At 64.1% G+C, this 17,129-nt stretch carries 21 protein-coding genes; 2 read left to right on the top strand and 19 right to left on the bottom strand.

Features of this window, described 5'->3' with window-relative positions:
* Window positions 1-44: 44 nt before the first annotated feature.
* On the bottom strand, window positions 45-1,382 hold the full coding sequence (locus I6F16_RS19395; protein ID WP_036027579.1) for a replication-associated recombination protein A: 1,338 nt from the start codon (window positions 1,380-1,382) through the stop codon (window positions 45-47).
* Window positions 1,379-2,785: a DegQ family serine endoprotease gene (locus I6F16_RS19400; protein ID WP_036027581.1), complete on the bottom strand. Its 1,407-nt coding sequence runs from the start codon at window positions 2,783-2,785 to the stop codon at window positions 1,379-1,381. The genes I6F16_RS19395 and I6F16_RS19400 overlap by 4 nt, the downstream gene beginning before the upstream one ends.
* Before the next feature lie 312 nt (window positions 2,786-3,097).
* Between I6F16_RS19400 and I6F16_RS19405 the strand changes: the two genes are divergently transcribed.
* Complete coding sequence (locus tag I6F16_RS19405) at window positions 3,098-4,711, top strand: OprO/OprP family phosphate-selective porin (protein WP_074448164.1); 1,614 nt, start codon at window positions 3,098-3,100, stop codon at window positions 4,709-4,711.
* Between the two features lie 120 nt (window positions 4,712-4,831).
* Here the strand turns inward: I6F16_RS19405 and I6F16_RS19410 are convergent, their stop codons facing one another.
* Window positions 4,832-5,206, bottom strand: coding sequence for a helix-turn-helix domain-containing protein (locus I6F16_RS19410; RefSeq protein WP_036011060.1), 375 nt, complete (start codon window positions 5,204-5,206; stop codon window positions 4,832-4,834).
* 123 nt (window positions 5,207-5,329) lie between these two features.
* On the opposite strand from I6F16_RS19410, the gene I6F16_RS19415 reads away from it, so the two are divergent.
* Complete coding sequence (locus I6F16_RS19415) at window positions 5,330-6,343, top strand: zinc-binding alcohol dehydrogenase family protein (RefSeq protein ID WP_225147667.1); 1,014 nt, start codon at window positions 5,330-5,332, stop codon at window positions 6,341-6,343.
* A 94-nt stretch (window positions 6,344-6,437) separates the two neighbouring features.
* Here I6F16_RS19415 and I6F16_RS19420 read toward each other — a convergent pair whose 3' ends face one another.
* From I6F16_RS19420 to rpsN, 16 genes are all read right to left on the bottom strand, one after another.
* Entirely contained in the window at window positions 6,438-6,734 is a 297-nt protein-coding gene (locus I6F16_RS19420) for a DUF1330 domain-containing protein (RefSeq protein ID WP_225147668.1), read from the bottom strand.
* A 10-nt stretch (window positions 6,735-6,744) separates the two neighbouring features.
* Entirely contained in the window at window positions 6,745-7,533 is a 789-nt protein-coding gene (locus I6F16_RS19425; protein ID WP_109143365.1) for an SDR family oxidoreductase, read from the bottom strand.
* Between the two features lie 188 nt (window positions 7,534-7,721).
* Window positions 7,722-8,138 carry a 50S ribosomal protein L17 gene (gene rplQ / locus I6F16_RS19430; RefSeq protein WP_025036979.1) on the bottom strand — a complete coding sequence of 139 codons (417 nt, stop codon included), beginning with the start codon at window positions 8,136-8,138 and terminating at the stop codon, window positions 7,722-7,724.
* Between the two features lie 148 nt (window positions 8,139-8,286).
* Window positions 8,287-9,318, bottom strand: coding sequence for a DNA-directed RNA polymerase subunit alpha (locus tag I6F16_RS19435; RefSeq protein WP_036011050.1), 1,032 nt, complete (start codon window positions 9,316-9,318; stop codon window positions 8,287-8,289).
* A 114-nt stretch (window positions 9,319-9,432) separates the two neighbouring features.
* Window positions 9,433-9,822: a 30S ribosomal protein S11 gene (rpsK, locus tag I6F16_RS19440; protein ID WP_007603045.1), complete on the bottom strand. Its 390-nt coding sequence runs from the start codon at window positions 9,820-9,822 to the stop codon at window positions 9,433-9,435.
* A gap of 131 nt (window positions 9,823-9,953) precedes the next feature.
* Window positions 9,954-10,322 carry a 30S ribosomal protein S13 gene (gene rpsM, locus I6F16_RS19445; RefSeq protein ID WP_008549231.1) on the bottom strand — a complete coding sequence of 123 codons (369 nt, stop codon included), beginning with the start codon at window positions 10,320-10,322 and terminating at the stop codon, window positions 9,954-9,956.
* 187 nt (window positions 10,323-10,509) lie between these two features.
* Complete coding sequence (locus tag I6F16_RS19450; protein ID WP_036011049.1) at window positions 10,510-11,367, bottom strand: adenylate kinase; 858 nt, start codon at window positions 11,365-11,367, stop codon at window positions 10,510-10,512.
* Window positions 11,364-12,575, bottom strand: coding sequence for a preprotein translocase subunit SecY (locus I6F16_RS19455; RefSeq protein WP_225147669.1), 1,212 nt, complete (start codon window positions 12,573-12,575; stop codon window positions 11,364-11,366). The genes I6F16_RS19450 and I6F16_RS19455 overlap by 4 nt, the downstream gene beginning before the upstream one ends.
* Window positions 12,572-13,903, bottom strand: coding sequence for a preprotein translocase subunit SecY (secY, locus tag I6F16_RS19460; protein ID WP_036011045.1), 1,332 nt, complete (start codon window positions 13,901-13,903; stop codon window positions 12,572-12,574). Before secY ends, I6F16_RS19455 begins: the two co-directional genes overlap by 4 nt.
* 149 nt (window positions 13,904-14,052) lie before the next feature.
* Window positions 14,053-14,538 (bottom strand): 50S ribosomal protein L15, encoded by a 486-nt coding sequence (rplO, locus tag I6F16_RS19465; protein ID WP_225173947.1) that lies wholly within the window; start codon window positions 14,536-14,538, stop codon window positions 14,053-14,055.
* A 75-nt stretch (window positions 14,539-14,613) separates the two neighbouring features.
* Complete coding sequence (rpmD, locus tag I6F16_RS19470) at window positions 14,614-14,808, bottom strand: 50S ribosomal protein L30 (protein WP_025036984.1); 195 nt, start codon at window positions 14,806-14,808, stop codon at window positions 14,614-14,616.
* 25 nt (window positions 14,809-14,833) lie between these two features.
* The gene (gene rpsE / locus I6F16_RS19475; protein ID WP_025036985.1) at window positions 14,834-15,427 is read right to left on the bottom strand and encodes a 30S ribosomal protein S5; all 594 of its coding nucleotides are present in this window, start codon (window positions 15,425-15,427) and stop codon (window positions 14,834-14,836) included.
* A gap of 44 nt (window positions 15,428-15,471) precedes the next feature.
* A complete protein-coding gene (gene rplR, locus I6F16_RS19480) occupies window positions 15,472-15,834 on the bottom strand; it encodes a 50S ribosomal protein L18 (protein WP_036011039.1) in 363 nt (120 codons plus the stop codon).
* Window positions 15,835-15,845: 11 nt separating this feature from the next.
* A complete protein-coding gene (gene rplF, locus I6F16_RS19485; RefSeq protein WP_036011036.1) occupies window positions 15,846-16,379 on the bottom strand; it encodes a 50S ribosomal protein L6 in 534 nt (177 codons plus the stop codon).
* A 16-nt stretch (window positions 16,380-16,395) separates the two neighbouring features.
* A complete protein-coding gene (gene rpsH / locus I6F16_RS19490) occupies window positions 16,396-16,794 on the bottom strand; it encodes a 30S ribosomal protein S8 (RefSeq protein ID WP_024342456.1) in 399 nt (132 codons plus the stop codon).
* Between the two features lie 14 nt (window positions 16,795-16,808).
* On the bottom strand, window positions 16,809-17,114 hold the full coding sequence (rpsN, locus tag I6F16_RS19495; RefSeq protein ID WP_028137018.1) for a 30S ribosomal protein S14: 306 nt from the start codon (window positions 17,112-17,114) through the stop codon (window positions 16,809-16,811).
* Window positions 17,115-17,129: the final 15 nt, after the last annotated feature.

Raw genomic sequence — 17,129 nt, forward strand, 5'->3', positions numbered from 1 at the left:
GCGTACCCTAAAAGCGGCCTTCCGTCACGACGAAATGGCCGCTTCTAGGGCGAGCCGCCCCGCTCCTTGCGCAGCTTGGCCCAGTAATCCAGCCGCTTCCTGATCTCGCGTTCAAAGCCGCGCTCGGGCGGGTCGTAGAAGGTCTGACGTCCCAGGGCCTCCGGGAAGTAGTCCTGGCCGGAGAAGGCGTCCGGCGCGTCGTGGTCGTATGCGTAGCCGGAGCCGTAGCCTTCCGACTTCATCAGCTTGGTCGGGGAATTGAGGATGTGCTTTGGCGGCAGCAGCGAGCCGGCCTGCTTGGCGACCTGCATCGCGCTGCCAAAGGCGGTGTAGACCGCGTTCGACTTCGGCGCGGTGGCGAGATAGACCACGGCCTGGGCGATGGCGAGCTCGCCCTCGGGATGGCCGAGGAAGTCGAAGGCGTCCTTGGCGGCATTGGCGATGACGAGCGCCTGCGGATCGGCCAGCCCGATGTCCTCGACCGCCATGCGCACGACGCGGCGGGCCAGGAACAGCGGGTCCTCGCCAGCGTCCAGCATGCGCGCGAGGTAATACAGCGCGGCATCGGGATCGGAGCCGCGCACCGATTTATGCAGCGCCGAGATGAGATTGTAGTGGCCGTCGGCCGATTTGTCGTAGATCGGCGCGCGGCGCTGCAGAATCTCCTGCAGCTGCGCGGCATTGAAAATCTCGTCCGCCCGCGCCGAACGCCAGACTTCTTCGGCGAGCGTCAACGACGCACGGCCATCGCCGTCGGCCATGCGCACCAGCACCGCGCGCGCCTCCGCATCGAGTGGCAGCTTCCTGCCCTCGACGGCTTCGGCATGCACGAACAGCTTTTCGATCGCGGCGGCATCGAGCGAGCGAAACACCAGCACGCGCGCACGCGAGAGCAGCGCCGCATTGAGCTCGAAGGACGGGTTCTCGGTGGTGGCGCCGACCATGACGACAGTGCCGTCTTCCATCACCGGCAGAAAGGAGTCCTGCTGGGCGCGGTTGAATCTGTGCACCTCATCGACGAAGAGCAGCGTGCCCTTGCCCATCTCGCGGCGGGCGCGCGCGGCATCGAACGCTTTCTTGAGGTCGGCGACGCCGGAGAACACCGCCGAGATCTGTTCGAAATGCAGATCCGTCGCGTCAGCCAGGAGCCGTGCCACCGTGGTCTTGCCGGTGCCGGGCGGGCCCCAGAACACCAGCGAGCCGAGCGTGCGCGTCTCCAGCATGCGCGTCAGCGCACCATCGGGGCCGAGGATGTGATCCTGGCCGACGACCTCCGACAGCGTGCGCGGGCGCAGCCGGTCCGGCAGCGGATGCGGAGCATCGTGTTCGAGCCCCGCCGCAGCAAAGAGAGTCGGTGTCTCCGTTGGTCGCTTCGGACTCATCCGCCCAGCGTGACGTTGATCTGCTGGCCACCACGCACCAGCGTGATGCGCCAGATCCGTGCCCGTTCACCTGCAGCCTTCTCGAGGTCGCCGGTCTTGCTGATCTTCTGATTGTTGACGGCCAGGATGATGTCGCCCTTCTGGAAGCCCACACTCGCAGCCGCGGTATCGCCGCCGATATCGGTGATCACAACGCCTTCGGTGTCGGCATCCAGACGCAGCTCATCGGCGACGGCCGGCGTGATGGTCGAAACCTTCGCGCCCTGGAACGGCGAACGCGCGGTGACGACGAGCTCGTTGCGCCCGGTGTCGGGCGCGGTCTCCAGCGCTACCGTGAGCTTCACCGACTTGCCGCCGCGCTGCACGTCGAGCTGCGCGGTGCCGCCGAGCGGACGGGTTGCGAAGCGATAGTCGAAGGCGTTGGGATCATCCACGATCTGGCCGTCGATCCCGGTGATGAGGTCGGAGGATTTCAGGCCGGCTTTCGCCGCCGGACCGTTCGACACCACGCTCGCGACCAGCGCACCGGTCGGCGAGCGCAAGCCGAGGCTCTCGGCGATGTCGGGCGTCACCGCCTGCAATTTCGCACCGAGCCAGGGCCGCTTCACCGCCTTGCCGCCGCTCTTGGCGGAGGCGACGACGACGCGCACCATGTTGGCGGGAATCGCAAAGCCGATGCCTTGCGAGCCGCCGGAGCGCGAATAGATCGCGGTATTGATGCCGGCGAGCTTGCCACCCATGTCGACCAGCGCGCCGCCGGAATTGCCCGGGTTGATCGCCGCATCCGTCTGAATGAAGAACTGATAGTCGGTGATGCCCACTTGCGTGCGCGCCAGCGCCGAAATGATACCCTGGGTCACGGTCTGGCCGACGCCGAACGGATTGCCGATCGCGAGCACGACGTCGCCGACCAAGAGCTCATCGGAATTGGTGAAGTCCAGCGTCGGGAACTTCTCCTTGCTGTCCTTCAGGCGCAGCACGGCGAGATCGGTCCGGGAATCCTTGAGCAGGATCTCGGCCTCGAACTCGCGCTTGTCCGACAGCGACACCTTCACCTGGTCGGCGCCCTCGATGACGTGGACGTTGGTGACGACGAGGCCGGAGGCATCGACGATGACGCCGGAGCCGAGCGAGCGCTGCATCTGCTCGGGCTGCTGGCCCGGCACGCCGAAGAAGCGGCGGAAGATCGGATCGTCCAGTAGCGGATTGCGGTTCTGCACCACCTTTGCGGCATAGACGTTGACGACCGCCGGCTGCACCCGCTGCACGATCGGCGCATAGGACATCCGCAGCTCGGCCGGCGACGACGGGACCCGACGGTCCTGCGCTGCAGTCGGATTGAAGGTGGCCGAAAAGGCTATGCACAGCGCCGTAAGGGCGGCAGTCCAGGTCGCTCGAAACATTCCTACCTCTTGGAAATGACGCCGGAATATAGGCGCGTTCGCCCCCCAATAGAAGAGCGCCGGAGGGCAATATTCGGCCGCCTCGAAGCCGTGTCCGGGATGCAAGGGTGCCGTGCGAATCGGCCATTTGCCCGGCGGCGGATTGGCATGATGTGCGTCATCTTGCATGGTGGTGTGAGGCGGATTCGGTTGCGGCGAATTTGCATCAGTAGGAACCGACGCAACCGCTCGCAGCGTCGCGGGGCAGTCATCGATCACACCTAGGCTCTCCGTTCGCGACTTGGGGAAAACAGTCAGATGATGGAGCGTAACGTGAGCAGAACAAGAATTGCGGCCACCGCGATTGGTCTCGCCGGCGCGCTGGCGGCCTCGCAGGCCCAGGCCCAGTCGGCAAGCAGCAGCGAGCAGGAGATCGCGCTGTTGAAGCAGCAGTTGAAGATGCTCGAGCAGAAGCTCGACAAGCTGCAGAGCCAGACCGCGGCGAACACGGCAGCCGCAGCAAAGGCGAAAGTCGAAGCCAAGGCAGAGGCAAAGGCCGAGGCGCGCGCGGAGGCAAAGGCCGCGGTGGCCAATGCCAACGCGGCAATCCCCGTCAAGGGGCCGGCGCCGGCGTCCGGCGTCGTCGTGACGATGCCGAACAACCGGCCGACGATCTGCACCGCCGACCAGGCCAACTGCGTCGCCATCACCAGCCGCCTGCATTGGGATGTCGGCGGCTATGACTATCGTCCCAACACCGCGGCCACCGTGCCGCAAAAGCTCGATAGCGGCCAGAACGTCCGCCGCGCGCGCATCGGTGTCACCGGCAAGTTCTTCCACGATTGGAATTTCGCACTGGTCTACGATTTCGGCGGCTCGTCCGACGGATTTGGCGGCGCCGCGCCGGGATCGCTGCCCGGCGGCGGCGTCTCCGGCGTCGAGAACGCCTATATCAGCTATACCGGCCTGAAGCCGTTCGGCGGCAAGATGGCGATCGAGGCCGGCATCATGGACCTGCCCTACACCATGGATGAAGCCACGAGCTCGAACGACATCATGTTCATGGAGCGCGCCTCGCCCGGCGTGATCGCGACCAACATCGCCGCCGGTGACTTCCGTTCCGCAGCCGGTGCGCGCTGGTTCAACGACCAGCTCTGGATCGGCGGCTATGTCACGGGACCGACGACCGGTGCGATCCATTCCGCCTCGAGCGCGGCGCCGCCCGGCACCAGCGAGCAATATGGTGCCGTGGCGCGCGTCGCCGGCAATCCGATCAGCACCAAGGACTACTCGGTGCATATCGGCGCCAATGCGCAATGGCTGATCCAGCCGCCGCGCAATCTCATCGCCAACACCCAGACGGTCACGCTCAGCGATCGTCCGGAATTGCGGCTCGACCCGACCACGCTGATCTCGACCGGCGCTATCGCCAATGCCTCGGGCGCGCAGGTCTACAGCGTCGAGGCGGCGGCGACCTACGGTCCGTTCATCGTCCAGGGCGAGTATTTCTGGTACAATGTCGATCGCACCGCCAACACGGCCGTGCCGCTGACGGGTGCACCGAGCCTGAAATTCCAAGGCGGCTACGCGCAGGCCGGCTATGTGCTGACCGGCGAAGGCCGCTCCTACAATGCGGCGAACGCGGCCTATAGCGGCGTCAAGCCGGCACATCCGTTCTCGCTCGACGGCGGCGGCTGGGGCGCGTGGGAGATCGCAGGACGGTTCTCGACGATCGACCTCAACGATCAGCTCGCGACCGCGAGCGGCGTCGCAGGCGGCCGGCAGACCGTCTATACGCTCGCGCTCAACTGGTACGTCAACGGCAACGTGCGCTTCATGCTCGATTATCTGCACGGCACGGTGTCGCGACAGGCCTCGCCGATCTCGACCGCCGACGTCGGCTCGAAGTTCGACGCGGTCGCGATGCGCACGCAGTTCGCGTTCTAGAGCATGATCCGGAAAAGTGTGAAGCGGTTTTCCGAAAAGATCATGCTCAAACAAAACCTAAAGCGCGATCGCGCTTTAGAACGCGCTCGTTCGGGAGCGGCAGCGTCCGCTCCCGAACGATCACGCCGCGCGCTTCTTCTTCACGACCACGGGCGGCGGCGCGCAGGACAACCGCTCCTGGTGGCTCTCGCCCCAGGCCTTCAGGATGTCGATCACGGGCCTCAGGCTCTCGCCCAGTTCGGACAGGCAATACTCCACCCGCGGCGGCACCTCGGCATAGACCTTGCGGATGACGAGCCGGTCTTCCTCCAGCGCGCGCAGCTGCTTCGTCAGCATGCGCTGGGTGATGCCAGGCATCCGGCGGCGCAATTCGCCGAAGCGCTGGGTGCCGCTCTGCAGATGGTAGAGGATCACGCCCTTCCACTTGCCGTCGATCAGGTCCAGCGTCGCCTCGACCGAGCAGCCTGGACGGCGGGCGAAATTACGGCGTTTCATGCGGCCTTTTCCCAATAGTATCCAAACAGGGACTATATCCCCAAATTTACAGTACTTGCCAAATCGGAGCCAGAGCGACAGTTAGGGCAGCGGGCGAACAAAGCCATCTGATGGAGACACGCCATGAAAGCCGTCGGCTACAAGAAATCGCTTCCGATCGAGGACGCGGAATCACTGTTCGATTTCGAGACCGCTAAACCCGACCCCAAAGGGCGCGACATCCGCGTCGCGGTGAAAGCGATCTCGGCCAATCCGGTCGACTACAAAGTGCGCAAGCGCGCCGCCCCGCCCGAGGGCGAGACCAAGATCCTCGGCTATGACGCGGCCGGCGTGGTCGATGCGGTCGGGTCTGAGGTCACGCTGTTCAAGCCAGGGGACGAAGTGTTCTACGCGGGCTCGATCCTGCGCCAGGGCACCAACGCCGAATTCCATCTGGTCGACGAGCGCATCGTCGGCGCCAAACCGAAGAGCCTGTCGTTCGCCCAAGCCGCCGCTCTTCCCCTCACCTCGATCACCGCCTGGGAGCTGCTGTTCGACCGGCTCGGTGCGGTGCCGGGCAAGAGCGTCGATCCGCGCACGCTGTTGATCACGGGCGGCGCCGGCGGCGTCGGCTCGATCCTGATCCAGCTCGCCCGCCGCCTCACCGGGCTGACGGTGCTCGCCACCGCGACACGGCCGGAGTCGCAGAAATGGTGCCTCGATCTCGGCGCGCATGCGGTGATCGACCATGGCAAGCCGATGAAGGAGCAGATCGAGAAACTGAACCTGCCGCCGGTCGCACTCGTGGCCAGCCTCACCTTTACCGACCAGCACTACAAGGCGATTGCGGAATTCATGGCACCGCAGGGCAAGTTCGGCCTGATCGATGATCCTCCGGAGTTCACGATTGCCGCATTCAAGGGCAAGGCAATCTCGGTGCACTGGGAATCGATGTTCACGCGCTCCTCGTTCCAGACGCCTGACATGATCGCGCAGCATCATCTGCTCAATGACGTGGCCGACCTCATCGACAAGGGCGTGTTGCGCACCACACTCGACCAGACCTTCGGCACAATCAACGCAGCCAACCTGAAGCGCGCGCACACGCTGCTTGAAAGCGGCAAGTCGCGCGGCAAGATCGTGCTGGAGGGGTGGTAGGCTAAGGCTTCGTCAGGTGGGCAAGGCGCACTTGCGCAGTGCCCACCATCTCTCTCTAGTCGCGACAATGGTGGCACGCTTCGGTTTGCCCACCCTACGGCACCGGTGTCCCTTCAACGAACAACAGCCGCCGCTCCAGCGCCGTCTGCCGCAACTTGAGCGCTTCGGCATATTCCGGCGAGGCGTACCATTCCTTCAGCCGCCCCATCGACGCGAATTCGACGATGATAATGGCCTTTGGCGGCAAATTGCCTTCGGCAAGCTCGGCCTTGCCGCCGCGGACGAGATAGCGCCCGCCGTACTGCGCGACCGTCCTGGCGGCAAGTGCGCGATAGGTTTTGAAGTCCTCGGGATCGCGCACCTCGACCTCCGAGATCACATAGGCCGCCATGCGCATCTCCTCAGGCGATCGTGTTGACGATGCCACCTTCTGCGCGCAGCGCTGCGCCGTTGGTGGCGGATGCCTCCTTCGAGGCGACATAGACCACCATGTTGGCGATCTCGTCGACGCTGGCGAAACGCTGCAGCAGCGAGCTCGGGCGATGCTGCTTGACGAAGTTGGCGGCGGCCTCGTCCACGGACTGGCCGTTCTGCTTCGCGAGATCCTTGACGAACGTCTCGACGCCCTCCGACATGGTCGGGCCCGGCAGCACGGAATTGACGGTGACGCCGGTGCCGCTGGTGAGCTGCGCCAGGCCGCGCGCCACCGAAAGCTGGGCCGTCTTGGTCATGCCGTAGTGGATCATCTCGACGGGAATGTTGAGCCCGGATTCCGAGGAGATGAAGACGATGCGGCCCCAATTGCGCTTCAGCATGCCCTTCATGTAGGCGCGCGACAACCGCACGCCGCTCATCACGTTGACCTCGAAGAAACGGCTCCAGTCCTCGTCGGAGATGTCGAAGAAATCCTTGGGCTCGAAGATGCCGGCATTGTTGATGAGGATGTCGACCTCGGGCAGCGCCGCAACGAGTGCCTTGCAGCCTGCCGCGGTCGAGACGTCGGCCGCGATGCCGCGGACCTTGGCGCCCGTCCCTTCCAACCTGCGCACCGCCGCATCGACCTTGTCCTGGCCGCGGCCGTTGATCACGACGCTGGCGCCGGAGCCGGCGAGCCCCCTGGCGATGGCGTGGCCGATGCCGGCGGTCGAGCCGGTGACGAGGGCGGTTTTTCCGGAAAGGTCGATCTTCATGCGATATCTCCATGGATGCGGATGGAGATATCGGAAGCGGCTCCCTTAGCTGCAATCGGGGCTCACCGACGCGTGAGGAGCGTGAATGGGGGCACGGGGCGCCAAGAGAGCGCCTTTGTCCACCCGACCGTTCCAACAAAAAAGCGGCGCCAAAGGCGCCGCTCTTGAAACGTCATGCCGATCGGGCTTTACGCCGCCTCGGCTTCCTTCTCCTGCACCGGGCCGGAATCCTGGCCCTTGGCATCGACGTCGCGATCGACGAACTCGATCACGGCCATCGCGGCGTTGTCGCCGTAGCGGAAGCCGGCCTTGATGATGCGGGTGTAGCCGCCCTGACGGTCCTTGTAGCGGGTCGCCAGCGTGTCGAAGAGCTTCTTGACCATGTCGACGTCGCGCAGCTCGGAGATGGCCTGACGGCGCAGCGACAGGCCGCCCTTCTTGCCGAGGGTGACGAGCTTCTCGACGATCGGGCGAAGCTCCTTGGCCTTGGGCAGCGTGGTGACGATCTGCTCGTGCTTGATCAGCGCGGCCGCCATGTTGGCGAACATCGCCTTGCGGTGCTCGGCCGTGCGGTTGAGCTTCCGATGAACCTTGCCGTGACGCATGTGTGTAGTCCTTCTTCGATTGTGTCGCGGTGGTTCAGCGACTGGTTTTCAGGTGGGCTTCCTGCGTTCGCCCTAGGCTGCGAGTGGCGAATGGTGAGTAGCGAATAGATCTTCTTCCCCTACTCGCCACTCCCTACTCGCCATTCGCTCAGTAATGATCCTCGAAGCGCTTGGCGAGCTCGTCGATGTTCTCCGGCGGCCAGCCCGGCACTTCCATGCCGAGGTGCAGACCCATCTGGGCCAGCACTTCCTTGATCTCGTTCAGCGACTTGCGGCCGAAGTTCGGGGTGCGGAGCATTTCCGCCTCGCTCTTCTGCACGAGGTCGCCGATGTAGACGATGTTGTCGTTCTTCAGGCAGTTGGCCGAACGCACCGACAGCTCGAGCTCGTCCACCTTCTTGAGGAAGGCCGGGTTGAAGGCGAGGTCCGGGATGATCTCCTGGGCGACTTCCTTGCGCGGCTCTTCGAAGTTGACGAACACGTTGAGCTGATCCTGCAGGATGCGGGCGGCGTAGGCCACCGAGTCATCCGGCGTGATCGCGCCGTTGGTCTCGATCGTCATGGTCAGCTTGTCGTAGTCGAGGATCTGGCCCTCGCGGGTGTTCTCGACCTTGTAGGAGACCTTGCGGACCGGCGAGTACAGGCTGTCGACCGGGATCAGGCCGATCGGCGCATCCTCGGGACGGTTGCGCTCGGCGGGCACGTAGCCCTTGCCGGTCGAGACCGTGAACTCCATGCGGATCTCGGCGCCCTCGTCGAGCGTGCAGATCTGCAGATCGGGGTTGAGCACGACCACATCGCCGACGGTCTGAATGTCGCCCGCGGTGACGACACCCGGGCCCTGCTTCTTCACGACCATGCGCTTGGGGCCCTCGCCCTGCATCTTGATCGAGATGTCCTTGATGTTGAGCACGATGTCGGTGACGTCCTCACGGACGCCCGCGATCGAGGAGAACTCGTGCAGCACGCCGTCGATGTGCACCGACTGCACCGCCGCGCCCTGGAGCGAGGAGAGCAGGATGCGGCGCAGCGCATTGCCGAGGGTCTGGCCGAAGCCACGCTCGAGCGGCTCGGCGACGATGGTCGCGAAACGCGAGGAATCGCTGCCGGGCGTGACCTGGAGCTTGTTCGGCCGAATCAGTTCTTGCCAATTTTTCTGGATCGTCACTGTTTCACCCATACAGGCCAGTCAATTTGACGGTGCAAATACTGGCGTTGGAGAAAGGCCGCAGATCATTCCCGCGGCTTCTTGCAAAGTCGCCGCGGGCGCCGACGCGCCCGCAGCTCGTCAAAATCAAACGCGCCGACGCTTGCGGGGACGGCAGCCGTTGTGCGGGATCGTGGTCACGTCGCGGATCGAGGTGACGGTGAAGCCGGCAGCCTGGAGCGCGCGGAGCGCCGATTCGCGGCCCGAACCGGGACCGGCGACCTCGACTTCCAGCGTGCGCATGCCGTGCTCCTGCGCCTTCTTGGACACGTCCTCGGCGGCAACCTGCGCGGCATACGGGGTCGACTTGCGCGAGCCCTTGAAGCCCATCGTGCCGGCCGAGGACCAGGCGATCGTATTGCCCTGCGCGTCGGTGATGGTGATGGTCGTGTTGTTGAACGACGAGTTCACATGCGCGACGCCGGAGGCGATGTTCTTGCGCTCACGACGACGAACGCGGGTGGCTTCCTTGCCCATTGAGTCCCTTTCCTGAAGATCTCAAACGCCGCCGTAATGCCAGCGGCTACACCTATGGAAGCGAATAGCGAGTAGCGAGTGGCGAATAGGGAAGCCCCCTACTCGCCACTCGCCACGTCCGATTCGCCAGTTTACTTCTTCTTGCCGGCGATGGCCTTGGCCGGGCCCTTGCGCGTGCGCGCATTGGTGTGGGTCCGCTGACCGCGCACCGGCAGACCGCGACGATGACGCAGGCCGCGATAGCAGCCGAGGTCCATCAGACGCTTGATGTTGATGCCGACCTCACGACGCAGGTCGCCCTCGACGAGATAGTCGCGGTCGATCACTTCGCGGATCTGGAGCACTTCGGCGTCGCTGAGCTGATTGACGCGACGATCCACGGGGATCTTCACCTTCTCGAGGATCTCACCAGCGATCTTCTGGCCGATGCCATGGATGTACTGGAGCGCGATCAGCACGCGCTTGTTGGTGGGAATGTTCACGCCGGCAATACGGGCCACGGCCTTCTCTCCTGTTGCCGATCCCTCGTCAGGGATCGGGCTTTAAGTGCTTGCTTTCTCGGGCAGGTGTTCACAAACGCGAACACGACGCCCACCCCCGGTCTTCCTGGGGCCCGGCATCGTCTGAAACTATCCGACTTGGATGCGGGGCTTATTAAGGGATTCCGGGGGCTTTCGTCAACCGCTGCTAGCGCTTGGCTCGCTTTTTCGTGACCTTTTTTGCGGCCTTTTTGGCACCCTTTTTGACCGACTTCTTGGCTGCTTTCTTGACGGCTTTCTTGGAGGCTTTCTTGGCCGCCTTCTTTGGGCCTTTCACCGCCGATTTGGCGGCCTTTTTAGCCGATTTGACGCCCTTTTTGACCGTTTTTGCCGGCCTTGCCGCCGCCTTCTTCCCCGCCTGGGCCTTTTTAGCCGGCGCCGCCTTGGCGGCGCTCCGGGCATGCGTCTTGGGCTCGACCGCCCCCAGAGCCAGCAGCTGGCGATGGATGGCGCGGGTGACCTCGTCGATGGTCATCATGCCGTCGATGGTCGAGAGTTTCCGCCGCTCGGAATAGTAGTGAATCAGCGGTTCCGTCTGGCTGCGATAGCTGGCCAGCCGCTTGGTCAGGACCTCCGGGGTATCGTCGAGCCGGACCTCCTCGCCGCGCTCCCGCATTTGGGCGACGCGGGTCTCGACGCGGCTCAGAAGCGCACTCTCATTGACCCGGAGCTCGATCACCGCGTCCAGCTTGAGGTGCTTGCGCTTGAGCAGCTCGTCCAGCGCCTCGGCCTGCGGCACGGTGCGGGGGAAACCGTCGAGGATGAAACCGCTCTTGGCGTCCGGCTGCTCGATGCGGTCGGAAATGATTCCCACCACGACGTCATCGGGCACGAGGCCGCCGCTCGCCATGATCTCCTTGGCCTTCAACCCGACCGGGGTGCCGGCCGCAACCGCGGCACGCAGCATCTCGCCAGTCGAGAGCTGGACGATGCCATAGCGCTGCACCAGGAGCTGGGCCTGGGTCCCCTTGCCCGACCCCGGCGGTCCCAGAAGTATAATTCTCATCGGCGTACGCCCCCCGGATTGGTGAGCGACACCTCGCGCACCTGCGTTTTGATATCAAGGACGGTGCAAACCACAACCAGCACTGCACCACCATTGACGACCATACTATAAGGCAGCCCGATCCCGTAAAGCTCGAACACCTCCGGAATCAACTGCAACGCCGTCAGGTAGACGGCTCCGACGACTGTCGTCAATGACACGACGCGATCGAGATAGTCCGCGGTGGCCTCGCCGGGACCGACACCGGGAATTGCGCCCTCATGGCGGGTCAGGGATTTGGCGGTGTATTCGGGATCGATCACATAAGCAGTGTAGACGAAGGCGAGCACGAACACGGCGATCGACACGAGAATGAGGTGCGCCGGCTGCCCCAGCTGGAGATGCCGGTAGGTTGCGGCAACCAGGGGATGATCGCCTCCCAGGATGAAGCCCGCAAAGGCAAGCGGCAGATAGAATATCCACGGCGCCACGGTGACGGGAATCACGAACCCGGCGCTGTTGAGCTTAATCGGCAGTATTGCATCGCGCACAGGCAGTTGCCGCGTACCGACGCTTTGTGCTGCGAACTGGACCCGGATATTTCGCCGCGCACCTTCGACAAGCACGATCACGACGACGATCGCGATCCAAAACACGACATGGCCGAGCACAAGATTGCCCGAGATCGTCCCGCTCCGCACGAGATCCGCGATACCGGCAATGTTTTGCGGAACGGCGACGATGAAGCCGGCACTCAAGATCAGCGCCAAGCCATTGCCGATGCCGTAGCGGGTCATCTGTTCGCTGAGCCACACCAGCACGACGACGCCGCCGACCATCGAGGCCGTAGCCGTCGTCACGAACCAGCCGTCGGGATTTTTGACGAGGCCCGGGATCGACGTCAGTGCCGAGGCGATGCCGTAGGCCTGAAAGGCCGCAATTCCGAGTGTGAGCCCGAGCGTGGCACGTGCGATCTTACGCCGTCCGCCCTCGCCGGATCGTTCGAGCGAACTCAGGCCGCGCCACACCATGGACAGCAGCCGGATCAAGATTGCCGCAGTCAGATAGGGAATGAGGCCGAGCGCAAAGATCGAAAGCCGGGAGACGAGATCCAGCGCCGGCGAGACGTCGGAGAGATTCAGCCCCGCAATCGGGATCTGCGTGCCGAGCCTGAAAAGGAGCAGCGCGCCGATCGTGAAAGCGATTCGGCGCGCGAGCTCCCTGCTCATCTACGGCGGCCCCGCAGCTTGGACTTGCGGATCAGACCTTCATACTGGTGCGCCAGCAGATAGCCCTGGACCTGCGCCACCGTGTCCATGGTGACGCTGACGACGATCAGCAGCGAGGTGCCGCCGAAATAGAACGGCACCGAAGCGTAGGAGATCAGGATTTCCGGGATCAAGCAGACGATGGCGAGATAAATCGCACCCAGCACGGTGATGCGCGACAGCACATAGTCGATGTATTCCGCGGTGCGTTCGCCCGGGCGAATGCCGGGAATGAAACCGCCGTGCTTCTTCAGATTGTCCGCGGTCTCGGTCGGGTTGAACACGATCGCGGTGTAAAAGAAGGCGAAGAACACGATCAGCGCCAGATACATGATCAGGAACAGCGGACGGCCATGGCCGAGCTGTGTGGTGATCCACTGGAACCATTCCGGCCCGCTGCCCGTGTTGAAGTTCGCAACCGTCGTCGGCAAGAGGAGCAGCGAGGATGCGAAGATCGGCGGGATCACGCCGGAGGTGTTGAGCTTGAGCGGCAGATGCGAGGACTGGCCCTCGAACATCTTGTTGCCGACCTGGCGCTTCGGATACTGGATCAAGAGGCGGCGCTGGGCGCGCTCCATGAAGACGATGAAGGCGATCACGACGACGGCCATGATGATGACGACCAGGATCAGGCCGGTCGACATCGCGCCCTGACGGCCGAGCTCGAGCATGCCGGCGAGTGCCGCGGGCAACTCGGCGACGATGCCGGCCAGAATGATCAGCGAAATGCCGTTGCCGATGCCGCGCGAGGTGATCTGCTCGCCGAGCCACATCAGGAACATGGTGCCGCCGGTCAGCGTGATAGAGGTCGAGAGCAGGAAAAACAGTCCAGGTTCGCTGACGACATTGCCGGCGCCCTGAAGTCCCACCGCGATGCCGTAGGACTGGAACGCGGCCAGGATCACCGTGAGATAGCGGGTATACTGATTCAGCGTCTTGCGGCCGGCTTCGCCTTCCTTTTTCAGCGCTTCGAGCTGCGGCGACACCGTAGTCAACAGCTGGATGATGATCGAGGCCGAGATATACGGCATGATGTTCAGCGCGAAGATCGCCATGCGGTTGATGCCGCCGCCGGCGAACATGTTGAACATGCCGAGGATGCCGCCAGCCTGCGAGCGGAACACCTGTTCCCAGGCGCTCGGGTCGATGCCGGGCAGCGGAATGTAGGTCCCGAGCCGATAAACGAGCAGCGCACCCAGGGTGAACCAGATGCGCTTCTTCAGTTCGTCGGCCTTGGCAAACGCGCCGAAATTGAGATTGGCTGCCAGTTGTTCCGCTGCAGAGACCATCTTGGACTTTCTCCCGCCGCCTATTGCGCCGTTGATGCCCGCGGCCGGGCTGAATTAGCGGACGCCGGACATTATCTGGGGCTCGGCTTCGATAAGTCCACGTCCCGCATGCGTAAAGGCCCGCGCGCCGCGGGCCAATGACGCAGTTGTTACGCCGCCTCGCCTTCTTCCTTGGGCTGGGCGAGGATCTTCACCGAACCGCCGGCCTTCTCGACCGCGGCGATCGCGGTCTTGCTGGCGCCGTGCACTTCGATGTTGAGCGTGGACTTGAGCTCGCCTCGGCCGAGCAGCCGCAGGCCGCCCTTGGCGCGGCGCAGCACGCCGCCTTTCACCAGGGCCTCGACGTTGACGACGCTGCCGGCGTCGATCTTCTTGGCGTCGACCGCTTCCTGGAGCCGGTCGAGATTGATCTCGGCGAACTCGACGCGGAAGATGTTGTTGAAGCCGCGCTTGGGCAGACGGCGATGCATCGGCATCTGGCCGCCTTCAAAACCCTTGATGCGCACGCCCGAACGCGCGGTCTGGCCCTTGCCGCCGCGGCCGGACTGCTTGCCCTTGCCGGAACCGATGCCGCGGCCGACGCGCATACGCTTCTTGCGCGAGCCGGCGTTGTCGGCGATATCGCTGAGCTTCATCGCCCTTCTCCTTGTGTCTTGCGCACGATCTTCACCGAAAACCGCTTCCCGCTCTCCGGGACCGTGCGCCTTTGCTTACTTCTCGTCGATGATGCGGACGAGATGGTGAACCTTCTCGATCATGCCGCGGACCGCCGGGGTATCCGGCAGTTCGCTGGTGCGGCCGATCTTGTTGAGCTTGAGCCCGATCAGGGTCGAACGCTGCGAGTGGTGGCGGCGGATCGCGCTGCCGGTCTGCTCGACCTTGATCGTCTTTGCGGCCTTGGCCATGGGAGTCTACTCCGAAAAGCTTCCGTTAGTCGGCGGCCGCCTCGGCATCGCCGCCGATACGACGGGACTGGAGGGTGGACACCTTGATGTTGCGGCGGGCTGCGACCGAACGCGGCGAATCCTGGTGCTTCAGCGCGTCGAAGGTCGCGCGCACCATGTTGTACGGGTTCGACGAGCCGATCGACTTCGCCACCACGTCCTGGACGCCGAGCGTCTCGAACACGGCGCGCATCGGGCCACCGGCGATGATGCCGGTACCGGCCGGAGCTGCACGCAGATAGACACGGCCCGCGCCATGACGGCCGGCGATGTCGTGATGGAGCGTGCGGCCCTCGCGCAGCGACACCCGCGTCAGGTTGCGCTTGGCGGACTCGGTCGCCTTGCGGATCGCCTCGGGCACTTCGCGCGCCTTGCCGTGACCGAAGCCGGCGCGGCCCTTCTGGTCGCCGATCACGACCAGCGCTGCGAAACCGAAGCGCTTGCCGCCCTTGACGACCTTGGCCACGCGGTTGATGTGGACGAGCTTGTCGACGAACTCGCTGTCGCGCTCCTCGCGCTCCCTGCGTTCACGTCCGCCGCCGCGTTGATCGCGTCCACCACGTTGTTCGCGTTCTGCCATTTTTCTAATCCTTCAGAGACTTACGCCTCAATCCTCAAATTCTGTTAGAAGCTCAGCCCACTCTCACGCGCTGCATCGGCAAGAGCCTTGACGCGCCCGTGATAGAGATAGCTGCCGCGATCGAACACGACTTCCTTGACACCCTTCTCTGCAGCGCGCTCGGCCAGCAGCTTGCCGACCGCCTTCGCCGCATCGATGTCGGCGCCGGTCTTGCCGCCGTCGCGCATCGACTTCTCGAGCGACGAAGCAGAGGCCAGCGTCTCGCCCTTCAGGTCGTCGATGACCTGGGCGTAGATGTGCTTGGACGAGCGGAACACCGACAGGCGCGGACGGCCGCCGGCGCAACGGCGCAGCTTCAGCCGCACACTCCGCTTGCGCCGGGCATTCGTAACCTTGGCTTTCGACATGACCGGCTCCGTTACTTCTTCTTGCCTTCCTTGCGGAAGATGAATTCGCCCACATACTTCACGCCCTTGCCCTTGTAGGGCTCCGGCGGACGATAGGAGCGGATCTCGGCGGCGACCTGGCCGACGCGCTGGACGTCGCTGCCCGCCACCGTGATCTCGGTCGGCTTCGGCACGGTGATCGTGATCCCCTCGGGGATCGGGTAGATCACGTCATGGCTGTAGCCGAGCGCGAGCTGCAGGTTCTTGCCCTGCATCGCGGCGCGATAGCCGACGCCGGTGATCTCGAGCTTCTTCTCGAAACCCTTGGTGACGCCTTCGACCAGATTCGCGACCTGGGCGCGAGCGGTGCCGTAGAGGGCCCGCGCGCGGTTGGTCTCGGTCCGCGGCTTGACCTTGACCTGGCCGTTCTCGAGCTTCACCTCGACGTCGTCGTGGACGACGAACTGAAGCTGGCCCTTCGGCCCCTTCATCTTGACGGTTTGCCCATCGACGGTCGCGGTCACACCCGACGGAACCGCCACAGGCCTTTTGCCAACTCGTGACATGGATGAAAAATCCTTCTCAGAACACCGTGAAGAGGACTTCACCGCCCACATTCGCGTCGCGCGCGCTGTGGTCGGCCATGATCCCCTTCGGCGTCGACAACACCGAAATGCCGAGACCGTTGTTCACCCGCGGCAGGTTCTTCACCGAGGCGTAGACTCTGCGCCCGGGCTTGGAAACGCGCTCAATCTCGCGAATGACGGGCTCGCCGTCGAAATACTTCAGCTCGATCTCGATCTCGCTGCGGCCCGAGGAGTGCTCGAGCGTGGCGTAACCGCGGATGTAGCCCTCGGCCTTCAGAACCTCGAGCACGTTCTCGCGCATCTTCGAGCCGGGCGTGGAGACCTTGGTCTTCGAACGCATCTGCGCGTTGCGGATACGGGTGATCAGATCGCTGATTGGATCGTGCGTAGACATCTAAACGACCCTCCTTACCAGCTGGACTTCACGAGGCCCGGGACCATGCCCTTGGAGCCAAGTTCGCGCAGCGCGATACGGGACAGCTTGTTCTTGCGATAGTTCGAGCGCGGACGGCCCGACAGCTCGCAACGCAGGCGGATGCGGGTCGCCGACGAGTTGCGCGGCATTTCCGCCAGCTTCAGGGTCGCGGCGAACCGCTCCTCCATCGGCAGCGTCTTGTCGGCGATGATCGCCTTCAACCGCTCGCGCTTGGCGGCGGCGTTCTTCACCATCCGCTTGCGCCGGTTGTTCTTCTCGACTGAACTCTTCTTTGCCATGCTTGGCTCCTGGGT

It is taken from the genome of Bradyrhizobium sp. IC4060, assembly GCF_020193715.1.
Classification (GTDB): domain Bacteria; phylum Pseudomonadota; class Alphaproteobacteria; order Rhizobiales; family Xanthobacteraceae; genus Bradyrhizobium; species Bradyrhizobium yuanmingense.

Excerpts from the sequence above, each read along its gene's own strand:
- I6F16_RS19395 (WP_036027579.1), bottom strand. The coding sequence starts at position 1,382 with ATGAGTCCGAAGCGACCAACGGAGACACCGACTCTCTTTGCTGCGGCG.
- I6F16_RS19400 (WP_036027581.1), bottom strand. The coding sequence starts at position 2,785 with ATGTTTCGAGCGACCTGGACTGCCGCCCTTACGGCGCTGTGCATAGCC.
- I6F16_RS19410 (WP_036011060.1), bottom strand. The coding sequence starts at position 5,206 with ATGAAACGCCGTAATTTCGCCCGCCGTCCAGGCTGCTCGGTCGAGGCG.
- I6F16_RS19415 (WP_225147667.1), top strand. The coding sequence starts at position 5,330 with ATGAAAGCCGTCGGCTACAAGAAATCGCTTCCGATCGAGGACGCGGAA.
- I6F16_RS19420 (WP_225147668.1), bottom strand. The coding sequence starts at position 6,734 with ATGGCGGCCTATGTGATCTCGGAGGTCGAGGTGCGCGATCCCGAGGAC.
- I6F16_RS19425 (WP_109143365.1), bottom strand. The coding sequence starts at position 7,533 with ATGAAGATCGACCTTTCCGGAAAAACCGCCCTCGTCACCGGCTCGACC.
- rplQ (WP_025036979.1), bottom strand. The coding sequence starts at position 8,138 with ATGCGTCACGGCAAGGTTCATCGGAAGCTCAACCGCACGGCCGAGCAC.
- I6F16_RS19435 (WP_036011050.1), bottom strand. The coding sequence starts at position 9,318 with ATGGGTGAAACAGTGACGATCCAGAAAAATTGGCAAGAACTGATTCGG.
- rpsK (WP_007603045.1), bottom strand. The coding sequence starts at position 9,822 with ATGGGCAAGGAAGCCACCCGCGTTCGTCGTCGTGAGCGCAAGAACATC.
- I6F16_RS19450 (WP_036011049.1), bottom strand. The coding sequence starts at position 11,367 with ATGAGAATTATACTTCTGGGACCGCCGGGGTCGGGCAAGGGGACCCAG.
- I6F16_RS19455 (WP_225147669.1), bottom strand. The coding sequence starts at position 12,575 with ATGAGCAGGGAGCTCGCGCGCCGAATCGCTTTCACGATCGGCGCGCTG.
- secY (WP_036011045.1), bottom strand. The coding sequence starts at position 13,903 with ATGGTCTCTGCAGCGGAACAACTGGCAGCCAATCTCAATTTCGGCGCG.
- rplO (WP_225173947.1), bottom strand. The coding sequence starts at position 14,538 with ATGAAGCTCAGCGATATCGCCGACAACGCCGGCTCGCGCAAGAAGCGT.
- rpmD (WP_025036984.1), bottom strand. The coding sequence starts at position 14,808 with ATGGCCAAGGCCGCAAAGACGATCAAGGTCGAGCAGACCGGCAGCGCG.
- rpsE (WP_025036985.1), bottom strand. The coding sequence starts at position 15,427 with ATGGCAGAACGCGAACAACGTGGTGGACGCGATCAACGCGGCGGCGGA.
- rplR (WP_036011039.1), bottom strand. The coding sequence starts at position 15,834 with ATGTCGAAAGCCAAGGTTACGAATGCCCGGCGCAAGCGGAGTGTGCGG.
- rplF (WP_036011036.1), bottom strand. The coding sequence starts at position 16,379 with ATGTCACGAGTTGGCAAAAGGCCTGTGGCGGTTCCGTCGGGTGTGACC.
- rpsH (WP_024342456.1), bottom strand. The coding sequence starts at position 16,794 with ATGTCTACGCACGATCCAATCAGCGATCTGATCACCCGTATCCGCAAC.
- rpsN (WP_028137018.1), bottom strand. The coding sequence starts at position 17,114 with ATGGCAAAGAAGAGTTCAGTCGAGAAGAACAACCGGCGCAAGCGGATG.